Below are 12,660 nucleotides of genomic sequence, written 5' to 3'. Positions count from 1 at the left end.
TCACACCAGATTGAGAGTTGAAACGGCAAGATCGATCAGCTTGATCCCGGCGAAGGGCAGGATCAGGCCGCCAAGGCCGTAAACCAGGAGATTGCGGCGTAGCAGGGCAGCCGCGCCGACGGGGCGATATTTGATGCCCTTCAACGCCAATGGAATGAGCGCAATGATGATCAGCGCGTTGAAGATAACGGCTGAAAGAATGGCTGACTGAGGCGAAGCCAGCCCCATGACGTTGAGGGCACCGAGCGCCGGGTACGTGGTTATGAACAGCGCCGGGATGATGGCGAAATACTTCGCCACATCATTGGCGATGGAGAAGGTGGTAAGCGAGCCGCGCGTCATCAGGAGTTGCTTGCCGATCTCGACGATCTCGATCAGCTTCGTCGGGCTGGAATCGAGGTCGACCATGTTGGCGGCCTCGCGGGCAGCCTGGGTTCCGGTCTGCATCGCAACGCCCACGTCAGCCTGCGCCAGCGCCGGCGCGTCGTTGGTGCCATCGCCGCACATGGCGATAAGCCGTCCGCCTTTCTGTTCCTTGCGGATATAGCCGAGCTTGTCCTCCGGCGTCGCTTCGGCGAGGAAATCATCGACACCGGCCTCCGAGGCGATTGCCGCCGCGGTGATCGGGTTGTCGCCCGTCACCATCACGGTGCGGATGCCCATGGCGCGCAAGGCAGCGAAACGTTCCTTGATATCAGGCTTGACGATGTCCTTCAGGTGGATAACGCCAAGCAGCCGGTTGCCGTCGGCAACGGCCAACGGCGTGCCGCCGGTGCGGGCGACCCGCTCGACCGACTGCCTGAAGGCGGCCGGAACCGTGTAATCGGTGAGGCCTGCAAATTTCAGCACTGAATCCACCGCGCCCTTGCGCAGACGGCGGCCGGCATGATCGACGCCGGAAAGCCGGGTTTCCGCGGCAAAGGGCACGACCGTGTCCATCTCGACGTCAGGCGCCTTGCGACTGAACTCTCCCGTGGCCAGCGCCACAATCGAGCGGCCTTCGGGTGTTTCGTCCGCGAGGCTTGCCAGCAGCGCGGCATGGCTAAGCTCCTCCTGCGTAACCTCAGGTACGGGCAGGAAATCGCTGGCCATGCGGTTGCCGAAGGTGATCGTGCCGGTCTTGTCGAGCAGCAGCGTGTCCACGTCCCCCGCCGCTTCGACCGCGCGGCCGGACGTGGCGATGACGTTGAAACGCACCAGCCGGTCCATGCCGGCGATGCCGATGGCGGAGAGCAGTCCGCCGATGGTGGTCGGGATGAGTGTCACAAGCAGCGCCGCCAGCACCGTAACCGAGAGTACGGTTGCGGAATAACCGGCAAGCCCCCAGAGCGTGACCACGGCAATGAGGAAAATCAGCGTCAGGCCGGAAAGCAGGATCGACAGCGCGATCTCGTTCGGCGTCTTCTGACGCTGCGCGCCCTCGATCAGCGCGATCATGCGATCGACGAAAGTGGAACCGGGAGCGACGGTGATGCGGACCTTGATCCAGTCGGAAAGAACCTGCGTACCACCGGTTACGGCGGAGCGGTCGCCGCCCGCTTCGCGAATGACAGGCGCGGATTCGCCGGTAATCGCGCTTTCGTTGACCGAAGCCACGCCTTCGATGACCTCGCCATCGCCGGGGATCAACTCGCCCGCCTCGACGAGAACGAGATCGCCGACCTTCAGCATCGTCGCCGGTATCGCTTCGGTCTCGCGCGAATTTTGCGACGCGAGCTTGCGGGCGGTCAGTTCCGATTTGGTGCGGCGAAGGCTATCGGCCTGCGCCTTGCCGCGCCCTTCGGCCACGGCTTCCGCGAATGTCGCGAAGAGCACGGTGAACCAGAGCCACGCGGCGATCTGGCCCGAAAAGAGCGGATCCCCACCTGCGGAAACGAGGTCGCGGATGAAGAAGACGCTCACAAGCGCCGCCACCATCTCGGTCACGAAGATCACCGGATTGCGGATAAGTTGGCGCGGGTCGAGCTTGACGAAGGCGCCTTTGATGGCCGGAACGAGGATCGACGGGTCGAACAGGCCGGGTGCGACGGGTTTATGGGACATGAGCTGAGTTCCTTAAAAAGTCTGGCCCGCGAGCATGGCGAAATGCTCGATGATCGGACCGAGCGCGAGCGCCGGGAAGAACTGGAGCCCGCCGAGAATGAGGATGATGCCGATGAGCAGGCCGACGAAGAGCGGCGTGTCGGTCGGGAAAGTTCCCTTCGAGGCCGGGGCACGCGTCTTGGCGGCAATGGAGCCGGCAATGGCCAGCACCGGAACGGCATAGGCGAAACGGCCAAGCAGCATCGCGATACCCAGCGTCGTGTTGTACCAGGGCGTGTTGCCGGAGAGGCCGCCGAAGGCCGAGCCGTTATTGCCTGCGGCGGATGTGTAGGCATAGAGGATTTCCGACAGCCCGTGCGGGCCGGGTGTGCCTATGCTGGCGACCGCCACGGGCAGGACAGCGGAAACGGCGGTGAAACCGAGGATGACGAGCGGCAGGATCAGCACGGCCAACATCGCGAATTTCATCTCGCGCGCTTCGATCTTCTTGCCGAGCAGTTCCGGCGTGCGCCCGACCATGAGCCCGGCCACGAAGACGGCGAGGATCGTAAAGACGATCATGCCGTAGAGCCCTGAGCCAACGCCGCCCGGCAGAACTTCGCCGAGCTGGATCAGGAACATCGGAACGAGACCGCCAAGCCCGGTGAACGAGCCGTGCATGCCGTTGACGCCGCCATCGGAAAGACCGGTCGTGACCGTGGCGTAGAGCGCCGTCATCGCCTGCCCGAAGCGGACCTCCTTGCCCTCCATATTGCCGAGCGCCGGATCGAGGCCTTGCGCGGACAGGATCGGATTGCCCTGCGTTTCTGCCCAATAGACGATTCCAGAACCGGCAATCAGGAAGATCGCGGTTACAGCGATGAAGGCCCAGCCCTGGCGGCGATTGCCGACGAGCTGGCCGAAAGTGTAGAGCAGCGCCGCCGAGATGGACAGCATCGCGAAGATGTTGAGATAGTTCGAAAGCGCCGTCGGGTTTTCGAACGGATGCGCGGCATTGACGTTGAAGAACCCGCCGCCATTGGTGCCAAGCTGCTTGATGGCCTCCTGGCTGGCGACCGGGCCAAGCGCAATCGTCTGCCTGGCGCCTTCGAGCGTGGTTGCATCGACGGATGCGCTCAGCGTCTGCGGCAGGCCCATCGCCACGAAGGCGAGCGCCACGACGATGGCGAGCGGCAGGAGCACATAGAGCGTCGCGCGGGTAAGATCGACCCAGAAATTGCCGATTGTCGAGACGGCGGAACGCGCGAAGGCCCGCGTGACCGCTAGCGCGATGGCAATGCCGGTGGCGGCCGAGACGAAGTTTTGAACATTGAGGCCCATCATCTGGCTGAGATGACTCATCGTCGTCTCGCCCGCATAATTCTGCCAATTGGTGTTGGTGACGAAGCTGACGGCGGTGTTGAACGCCAGATCCGGCGGCACATTGCCGAAGCCTTGCGGGTTCAAGGGCAAGAACGCCTGCAGCCTCAAAATGGCATAGAGGAGCGCAAAACCCGCGACGCTGAAGACAAGCATCGAAAGCGCATAGACGAGCCAGCCCTGCTCCCTTGCCGGATCGATGCCAGCGGCCTTATAGAGGCCATGCTCGACGGGAGCGAAAACAGGCGAAAAGATAGTGCGCTCGCCGGAAAAGACCCGCGCCATATAAAGCCCGAGTGGCTTGATGACGAGGAGGACGGCGACAAAAAGCAGGCCGATCTGCAGCCAGCCGATAACGGACATGATAATTCTCCGAGGAAGGGAGCGGTTAGAACCGCTCCGGGCGCACGAGCGTCACGATGAGATAGGCCGCGAGCGCGATGGCGACGGCAAGCCCAATGAGAGCTTCAAACATTGGAGCCTCCTAAAGCCGGCTCAGTACGCGAGCATAAAGGCCAAGGACGGCAAGGCTGCCGATGCCGGTCGCGAGAAAAAGAAAATCAGACACGGGTATTCTCCAGATCTTTCGAGATCCGGATGATGCACGCTCATCGAGTCAATTATCGATTGGGATGGTTCGGCGGCCACATAAGGAAAAGATAAAGAACGGTATTGTCAGGATGACCGGCGGGGACGGAGAAGGAAGACATCATTCCGACCGTTATTTCCGCCACCCGATCAGCCAGGCAAGATAGGGCGCGCCCGCCAGGGCGGCGAACAGGCCGAGCGGCAGCTCGTAGGGGAAGGTCAGCGTCCTTGCGCCAAGATCGGCAAGCGTCATCAGGAGAGCGCCGATCAGGCAGGCGGCGAGCACTTGGTCTTGCGCTCGGGCAAAGCCCGCTTTCAGGGCGATATGCGGGCCCATCAGGCCTACGAAACTTAAAGGACCGACCAGCATGGAAGCGGCGCCCGTGGCCAAACCTGCAACTAGGATGATCGCAAGCCGCGCCGGTCGCAGGGGCACGCCGAGCGCGGGAGGAACGGCTTGCCCCAGCGGCAATACGGAAAGCCAGCGCGCGAGCAGGAGGCTGATTGCCAGCACGAATAAGGCGAGCATCGCAAGAATGAGGGCGGAGCCCGGCGTCGCCGCCGAAGCCGAGCCGCCGAGCCACGCCAATATCTGCCAGGAACGCTGATCGCCGACCGCCAGCAGCGCGCTCAGCACGGCTGACGTGAATGAACTGACCGCGATGCCGGCAAGGAGAAGCCTCTCCGGCGCCAGGTGCCTCTGACTGGCATAGAGCAGCACGACGCCCATCACCAATATCGCTCCAAGGCCGGCGCCGGTGAACAGCGCCGCCATGCCAGCGGCGGGGAAGATGGTGATCGCCGCCGCAAAGCCGATGCCGGCGCCGCCGCTCACTCCGATGACCTCCGGGCTCGCCATCGGATTGGCCGTCAGGCGCTGAAGCAGCGTGCCGGCCATGGCTAGAAGACTGCCCGCCGCAGCCGCAGCGAGCAGCCGGGGCCAGCGCAGGGGGAGAAGATCGCGCACTTCCGTTGCCGGCAATATCTGCCAGCCATGCGCCATCTTTCCGATCAGAAGTCCGATGGATGCCACAGCCAGCAACAGGATGAGGGGCAGGACAAGCGCGCTGCGCCTCCGCCGGTTGATCGAAACCGCCCCGTTCTGCGGAACCGCGACGATGCTTATCCTGGGGAGAAGCCAGAGCAGGAGTGGAGCGCCGAGCAGCCCGGTTATCGCCCCTGTCGGGAAGGTCTCACTCGTCGTCGCCGCCAGCAACTGCACCACGCCGTCGCAGAACCATAGCAGTATCCCGCCAGCCGCAGCTGAGGCAAGAAGCACGGCAACGGGCCGCCGCAAGCCGCAGCTTCTGACCAGCGTCGGCGCGGCGAGCCCGATGAAACTGACCAGCCCGACGCTTGCCGCGACACCGGCTGCGAGGCAAACGGCGAGCGATGAGACCGCGAGCCTAAGCCAGGTGAGCGATATGCCGAGCGAACGAGCGCCCGTATCGCCAAGGCTGAGCAGATGGAGCGGGCGCGCCAGCAGAAGCGCGATTGCGCCGCCGATGACAAGTTCCACGGCAAGCCGTTGCGCAACCGACCAGTCCTGCTGGCTGAGCGCGCCGCCATTCCATGTGACGAGCGACATCAGATATTCCCCTTGGGAGAGCGTCAGTGCCGCCGACAAGGCGCTTGCAGTGATGCCGACCAGCAACCCCGATACGACCATCGAGACCGGATCGAAGGAGCGACGCCAGCCAATCGAAAAGACGATACCGGCGGCTATTGCAGCGCCGCCGAGCGCGACGAGTTCACGATGGCCGTCCAGCACCGAGGGAAAGAACAGCGTGGCGGCAACAATGGCAAGCTGTGCTCCCGACGAGACGCCTAAAGTTGACGGGTCGGCGATCGGGTTATGAAGAAGTTGCTGGAGAAGCGCTCCGGCGAGACCGAGCGCTGCCCCTGCCAGAACCGCCACCGCCGCTCTCGGAAAAAGACCATAGGCAAGGATGATCTGCTGCGTCGTCATCCGGTCCGGATCGAAGGGGAATGCGGGCCAGCTTGCCATCGGCAGCAATGATATGGCCGCATGGCCAAGCAGCGCCGCCGCCCCGATGGAAATAAACAGCGGGAGCACCCAATACGCGGCGGGTCTCAAATGGCCTCTCCGCTCGAAAGCAGGGCCTCATGCAACAATCCGGCAAAACGCATGCCAGCAATGATCCCGCCATAAGGATTGATGTTGGCGAGACGGATAACGCGGTTTTCTTTAACGGGCATGAGAGAGCGCCAGATCATGCTGTTCTCAAGGCCGGTGCGGGCCTCCACCGGAATATCGGAGACGATGACGATAATGGCATCCGGCTTGGCCGCCAGATTCTCCAGCGGCACGGGTGCGGCGAAAGTATAGCGGGAGCGGTCGGTCCATGCGTTCGCAAGGCCAAGGCGCTGGAGAACATCGCCAAACATGCTGTCGGCGCCGAAAGCACGGAAATGCCTGGCATCGCCGATATTGATCACATAGACAGGTCTTGTCGCGAAGGGCACGAGCGCTGCCTTGATGGCGGCGAGCGTCTGCTCCTGTTGTTGCAGCACCGCAGCGGCTTGCTCGCTTCTTCCGAGCCGGGCCCCAAGCGCCGATACCGCTTTCAGCGCTTTCTCGAAGGGCGGCTCGCCCTTGGCATAAAACGGAAGAGAGAAAACCGGAGCGATCGCCTCCAGACGCGATTGGTGGCGTGTATAGAAGGGTGAGATGAGGATGAGATCGGGTTTCAGGAGATAGAGACGCTCGAAATTCGGCGAGCCGCGCAAACCGAGATCGGCAACGCTACCCGGAATCACCGGCTCGACCGCGTCCTTCCGGAACTGGATGAGCTCGGTGGCCGCAACGGGCGTAACGCCCAGCGCCATCGCGGTCTCCAGCATGGCCCAGTCGATGGCCGCCATCCGGCTTGGCACGGCTGAACGCGCCGGCGTTGGAAATGCCAGGGCGGCAAGCAGGCCAAGCATCCGCCGCCGTCCCATCGCCATGGACATCATTCTCTCCGTCATGCTTCAAGTCTTTGTAGCCGCATGATCTTACCTGGAAGTCTGCAACTTTTCAGGATCATGCTTCAGCGCTCACCGGACCCCCTACCACCCGAAGCTCACCTTGCCCATCACCTTTCGCCCCTCGCCATAGAAACAGCCGAAGCTGCTGCAGCTCGAGACATAATCCTTGTCGGCAAGGTTGGTCAGATTAAGGGAGGCGCGAATGCCGTCCTTCTGATAGTGGAGCGCCGCATCGACGAGGGTGACGGGATCGAGGTCGTAAGTGTTGGCCGTGTTCCCATAGCGTTGGCCGACATAGCGGACACCGCCACCGATGCCGAAGCCTTCAAGCGCGGATCCTTCCTGGAACGTATAGTCGAGCCAGAGGCTAGCGGCATGTTCGGGAGCATTGTCAGGGCGATTGCCGTCATCGGCGCCTTCGACGATCGTGGCATCCATATATGTGTAGGCGGCGTGAAGATCGAGCCCTTGCGCAAGGCTGGCGACGCCCTCCAGTTCCAGCCCCTTGACCTGAACCTCGCCAATCTGGCTGCTCACCGGGTTTCCGTTGACGACCGTCGTGGTCAGCACGTTCTTCTGCCTGAGATCGAAGACAGCCGCCGAGAAGAAGCCGTTCCAGCCCTCCGGCTGGTATTTTATACCCAGTTCGATCTGTTCGCCGGTTGTCGGCTCCAGCAATTGCCCGCTTGCCGGCACAGGCACCGGTTCGAAGGACGTGGCGTAGCTGATATAGGGCGCAAGGCCATTGTCGAAGACATAGCTGAGCCCCACGCGACCGGTCGGCTTCCGGTCGTCCTTGTCGAGCGAACGCGTGACGCCGGCGGCATTGGTGGAGCCGCCGCCTGTGCTCGCCCAGTCATGCCGCAGCCCAAGCGTGGCGCGCCAATTCTCATAGGACATCTCATCCTGAACATAGACGCCAACCTGCGTCATGTCGGAATCAACAGCCGCATAGAGCGTCCTCGGCCCCAGATTAATCGGCCCCCCATATACGGGACTGAATGCATCAATCGGCGTTGCCGTCCAGAATTCGGTCGTCACATCATTGCTGAAATAGCGATAATCGAGCCCCATCAGAACGCTATGATCGATGCCTCCGGTCGAAAACTCCGCCTGCAAATTGTTATCGATGTTGAAGGTCTTGAGCCGTTCGTCCTGGAATGTCGCATTGCGGCGAATGGTGTGTCCATCAGGCGCCAGCCCGGCGGTCGCCATGCCGAGCGCCTGATATTGCCAATCAAAATCAGAGTAGCGGGCATTCTGCCTGAAGGTCCAGACATCGCTGAAGCGATGCTCGAATTCATAGCCGATATTCGCCAGCGTCCGGTCGGATTCGTCGAAGCTCTTGTCGCCGACGAAGAAATCGCGTCCCAACCGCTTGCCATCAGCATTCAGCGTCAGTTGCGGCGGGAGCCCCGATGGCGAGCTCGGATTGTCATGCTGCAGGCTCGTCAGGATTGTCAGCGACGTGTCTTCGTCCGGTTTCCATGTGAGGGCCGGAGCGATGAAATAGCGGTCATTGTCGAGGAAATCGGTCTGCTCTCCACCCTTTCGCGCCACGCCCGTCAGGCGATAGGCAAAGTCCGGGCTCCCGGCGAGCGGACCGCCGAAATCGAAATAGGTGCCATAGGTCTCAAAGCTGCCGCCCTGGACGCCGATCTCGCCGAAGCGCTCGAAGGTCGGGCGCTTGCTGATCATGTTGATCATGCCGCCGGGATTGCCCTGGCCGTACATCACCGAGGCCGGCCCGCGCAGGACCTCGACCCGTTCCATGCCGTAAATATCGAGAGCCGGAGCACCGGCCGTGCGCATCATCTTGAGGCCGTTGAGAAACTGGCTCTGCCGGCTGTCGAAGCCGCGGATCTTCGAAGAATCGAAGCGCGGGTCGGCGCCGAAGGGTGTTCCAACCACCCCCGGCGTATAACTGAGCGCCTGTCCGAGATTTTGGGCGCCTTGCGCCTTCATCTCATTGGCCGTGATCACGGAAATCGACTGCTGCGTTTCGAGAAGCGGCGTCCCCGTCTTCGTCGCCGTCGTGCTTGATCTGGCCACATAGCCCTTGATGGGCCCCTTGGGGTCTTCGTCCGCATTGCCTTCGACGACGATCGGCGCCAGCGTGATCGTGCCGCCGCTTTCCTGCGCCAAGGCGATTGAACAATGAAAAACCGCCGTGCAACCGGCAAGCGCCGTGGCTGCCAGCGTCGATCCCAATCCTGTAGTCCGCTTCACTCGTGCGACCCCTCGCATGATAAATATGACAATAATAGTCATCTTTAGAGGGTTGGCGCTGCCAAATCCAATAAGCGATTGGAGCAATTTTCAGAATTATCGCTTATGAAACTTGCGGTGTCTGATAGGCTGCACTATCGACCAGTCATGAGCATGATCGAGACACCCCGTTCCGCAGGCTTCGAACTCCGCCATCTTCGCTATTTCGTCGCCCTGGCGGAAGAGCGGAACTTCGAGCGCGCGGCCAGCCGCTTGCGGATCGCGCAGCCCGGCCTGAGCCAGCAGATATTGAAGCTCGAGGCGATCCTCGGAGTTTCCCTGCTCGACCGGAGCAAGCGTCTCGTACGGCTGACGGCGGCTGGCGAGGTTTTCTTCGCGGAGGCAAAGAAAGTGCTCGCCCAATCCAATGCGGCGCTGACCGCTGTCACCCGGACTGACCGTGGCGAAAGCGGACGGATTTCCATCGGCTATGTCGCCTCGGCGGCCTATTCCGGCGCGCTCGTCGGTTCTATCTCCTCTTTCAGGTCCGCCCATCCGCACGTCGAATTGCAGCTCACCGAAATGGAAATGCGGCAACAGCTTGAGCATATCCGCGATGGAGTACTGGATTTCGGCTATATAAGGCCGCCTATCGCGCTTCCCGACGGTATCGCCACGACAATCATCCTGAGAGAACCGATGGTTGTCGCCCTGGCCGAAACGCATGAATTGGCGAATGCCGGGGAAATCGATCTCGCCGCGCTATCCGGCGAAACCTTCATCACGCCGCGCCAGCCATCGGATGTCGGTTTTCACAGCAACACGATTGCCGCTTGCCGGGAGGCCGGTTTTCAACCGGCGGTCAACCCGCTCGGCCGGGATTTCACCGCGATCGGCAGCATGGTCGCCCTCGGCCTCGGTATCGCGCTGGTGCCAAAATCGCTCGATTGCCTCCGCTTGCCGGCAATCGCCTATGTCCCGATCTCGAAATCGCGCACCACTTCGGACCTCGCCGTCGCTTATCGCAAGACGGAAACCTCGCCCGCCATACGCGCATTGATCGCCCATTGCCGCCGCGCTCATGCCCTGCCCGCGCACCGGGGAATTTAACGTTTGCGGACGAACTCAGTGCGCAAGACCAAGCCTTTAATCCCCTCGAAGCGACAGTCAATTTCCTCCGGATTGGCTGTAAGCCGGATCGATCGGATCACCGTGCCCTGTTTTAGCGTCTGGTTCGCTCCTTTGACTTTTAGATCCTTGATAAGAGCAACGGAATCGCCGTCGGAAAGAACATTGCCAATCGCATCTCGAACGACCACTTGGCCCGTATCGGAGGATTCTGCTATCTCCGAAGCCGGACGCCACTCACCGGTTACTTCGTCGTAGATGTAATCATCGTTGTCGTTGGCCATGCTACCTCGGTTCGAAAGGAATGGTTTACTGCCGCCGTTCCGGAAGCGACCGGTACGACAACCATGGGGCAATACGCATCTTGAGATAGAACGTCAATCGCGGGCCAGCGCCACGACTGGATCGAGTTTCGAGGCATTGCGGGCTGGAATGAAGCCGAAACCGATGCCGATGAGGCTGGAGCAGAGCAGCGCCACGACGATGGACGTGGGCGAATAGATGAGATGGAACGGCGATCCGAACTGCGCGAACAACAGGCCGAAGCCCGCTGCCAGCAGGACACCGAGCACGCCGCCGATAAGACACACCAGAACGGCCTCGATCAGAAACTGCTGGAGAATATCGCTCTGCCGCGCGCCGATGGCCATGCGCACGCCGATTTCGTTGATCCGTTCCGAAACGGCGACGAGCATGATGTTCATCACGCCGATGCCGCCGACGAAGAGCGATATGGCCGCAATGCTGGAAACGAGAAGGGAGAGCATCGCCGTCGTCGCCTGAACTGCTTTCTGCAACGTTCCGGTGTTGAAGATCGAGAAATCCTTCTCTCCATGCCTTTTGGTCAAAAACTCCGTTATCATCTTTTCGGCTTCGGCGGGGTCCATCGTATCGGCGACGCGGACCATGATCATCTGCAGCGAACGCGAGCCCGTCATGCGGGTCTGGACGGTCGTATAGGGAAGATAGGCTTCCAGCGTCGTGGCACCGCCCATCCCCCGTTCCTCAGCCTTGACCACGCCGACGATACGCACGGGCACCTTTCCCAGAAGGATGATCTTGCCGATCACCGAACCGGTTTCATGCGGGAAAAGCGTATTGCGGGCTGTGTCGTCGATGTCGGCAACCTGCGCCAGATCTTCGACGCTGTGCTGGTCGAAGAAGCGCCCCTCCAGGAGCTTGCTGTTGCGGGTGGCGAAATATTCGGCGCCGACGCCATTGACCGAAACGCTGACCTCCTTGTCGCCGACACGGATGGTCGAGGACGTCGTGTTCAGCGGTGTCGCGGCCAGCACATAGGGCAGCTTGGCGATTTCGCCGGCGTCGCTCAAGGTCAGCGTGGTGATCTGCGCGGCTTTCAGATCGCCGAAGCCCTTGCCGGGGCTGATATAAAGCGTATTCGTGCCCAGATCGCTTATCTGCTTGAGAATTTGCTGCTGCGAGCCCTGCCCGAGCGCGACGACGCACACGACCGATGCGGTGCCGATAATGATACCGAGCATGGTGAGGAAGGTTCGCAGGCGATGCGCGTTCATCGAACGCAGGGCCATGGCGAAGGCCTCGCTGAAGCGATCGCGAATGCCGCCAAGGAACCGGGGCTTTTTGGGCTTGCCGTGCTTGACCGGACCTTCGGGCGAACTTTTTGAAGTATCGCCCTTTCTCGTATCGGAAATGATCTCGCCATCGCGAATTTCGATGATGCGTCCCGCCCGCGCGGCGACGTTGCGATCATGGGTGACGATGACGATGGTGTGGCCTTCGCGGTTCAACTCCTGAAGGATGCCGAGAACTTCCTCGCCGCTATGGCTATCGAGCGCGCCGGTCGGCTCGTCGGCGAGAATGACATCCGCGTCGTTGACCAGCGCGCGGGCAATGGAGACGCGCTGCTGCTGGCCGCCGGAAAGCTGGCTTGGCCTATGGTGCGTCCGGTCGCTCATGCCGAGCCGATCGAGAATGGTTTCGGCTTTTTCGCGTCTGGCGTCGCGGTTCTGCCCCGCATAGATCGCGGGGATTTCCACATTGCCGACCGCATCCAGTTCGCCCAGCAGATGGTACCGCTGGAAGATGAAGCCGAAATGCTCGCGCCTCAACTCCGCCAGTTCGTCGGGCTCCAGCTCGAATGTGGGACGGCCGGAGATGAGGTACTCCCCTTCGGAGGGCCGGTCCAGGCAGCCGAGAATGTTCATCAGCGTGGATTTGCCCGAGCCGGAAGCGCCGATGATGGCGACCATTTCGCCGCGCTCGATGGCGAGATCGACATGGTCGAGCACCGTCGTGAAGCCATCGCCGGATGGATAATGCCGGGAAACGCCCTTCAGCGAAATGAGTGGAGCTTTTTTCATG

Annotated in this window: 9 protein-coding genes; 1 reads left to right on the top strand and 8 read right to left on the bottom strand. The window is 61.6% G+C overall.

Going from position 1 to position 12,660, the window contains the following annotated elements; translation table 11 throughout:
• The 6 genes from kdpB to C7477_RS16160 all read right to left on the bottom strand — a co-directional run bounded on the left by kdpB (window position 1) and on the right by C7477_RS16160 (window position 9,228).
• The gene (gene kdpB, locus C7477_RS16190) at window positions 1–2,043 is read right to left on the bottom strand and encodes a potassium-transporting ATPase subunit KdpB (RefSeq protein WP_110754031.1); all 2,043 of its coding nucleotides are present in this window, start codon (window positions 2,041–2,043) and stop codon (window positions 1–3) included.
• Between the two features lie 12 nt (window positions 2,044–2,055).
• A complete protein-coding gene (gene kdpA / locus C7477_RS16185; RefSeq protein ID WP_110754029.1) occupies window positions 2,056–3,765 on the bottom strand; it encodes a potassium-transporting ATPase subunit KdpA in 1,710 nt (569 codons plus the stop codon).
• Between the two features lie 25 nt (window positions 3,766–3,790).
• Window positions 3,791–3,877: a K(+)-transporting ATPase subunit F gene (gene kdpF / locus C7477_RS16180; protein WP_110754027.1), complete on the bottom strand. Its 87-nt coding sequence runs from the start codon at window positions 3,875–3,877 to the stop codon at window positions 3,791–3,793.
• Between the two features lie 246 nt (window positions 3,878–4,123).
• Window positions 4,124–6,088 (bottom strand): Fe(3+)-hydroxamate ABC transporter permease FhuB, encoded by a 1,965-nt coding sequence (fhuB, locus tag C7477_RS16170; protein WP_110754025.1) that lies wholly within the window; start codon window positions 6,086–6,088, stop codon window positions 4,124–4,126.
• Window positions 6,085–6,981, bottom strand: a complete 897-nt coding sequence (locus C7477_RS16165) for an iron-siderophore ABC transporter substrate-binding protein (protein WP_181418449.1) — start codon at window positions 6,979–6,981, stop codon at window positions 6,085–6,087. Before C7477_RS16165 ends, fhuB begins: the two co-directional genes overlap by 4 nt.
• Window positions 6,982–7,062: 81 nt before the next feature.
• Window positions 7,063–9,228, bottom strand: coding sequence for a TonB-dependent siderophore receptor (locus tag C7477_RS16160; RefSeq protein ID WP_110754067.1), 2,166 nt, complete (start codon window positions 9,226–9,228; stop codon window positions 7,063–7,065).
• Between the two features lie 129 nt (window positions 9,229–9,357).
• Here C7477_RS16160 and C7477_RS16155 point away from each other — a divergent pair, with 129 nt between their 5' ends.
• Entirely contained in the window at window positions 9,358–10,299 is a 942-nt protein-coding gene (locus C7477_RS16155) for a LysR substrate-binding domain-containing protein (RefSeq protein WP_110754021.1), read from the top strand.
• Here C7477_RS16155 and C7477_RS16150 read toward each other — a convergent pair.
• A complete protein-coding gene (locus C7477_RS16150) occupies window positions 10,296–10,601 on the bottom strand; it encodes a zinc ribbon domain-containing protein YjdM (RefSeq protein ID WP_110754019.1) in 306 nt (101 codons plus the stop codon). The two genes, C7477_RS16155 and C7477_RS16150, sit on opposite strands and share 4 nt — an antisense overlap.
• Window positions 10,602–10,694: 93 nt before the next feature.
• Complete coding sequence (locus tag C7477_RS16145) at window positions 10,695–12,659, bottom strand: MacB family efflux pump subunit (protein ID WP_110754017.1); 1,965 nt, start codon at window positions 12,657–12,659, stop codon at window positions 10,695–10,697.
• Window position 12,660 lies beyond the last annotated feature (1 nt).

The sequence above is a fragment of the Paramesorhizobium leguminum genome (genome assembly GCF_003217235.1).
Taxonomy (GTDB): Bacteria; Pseudomonadota; Alphaproteobacteria; order Rhizobiales; family Rhizobiaceae; genus Paramesorhizobium; species Paramesorhizobium leguminum.
This window is presented reverse-complemented; position numbering and strand designations above follow the sequence as displayed.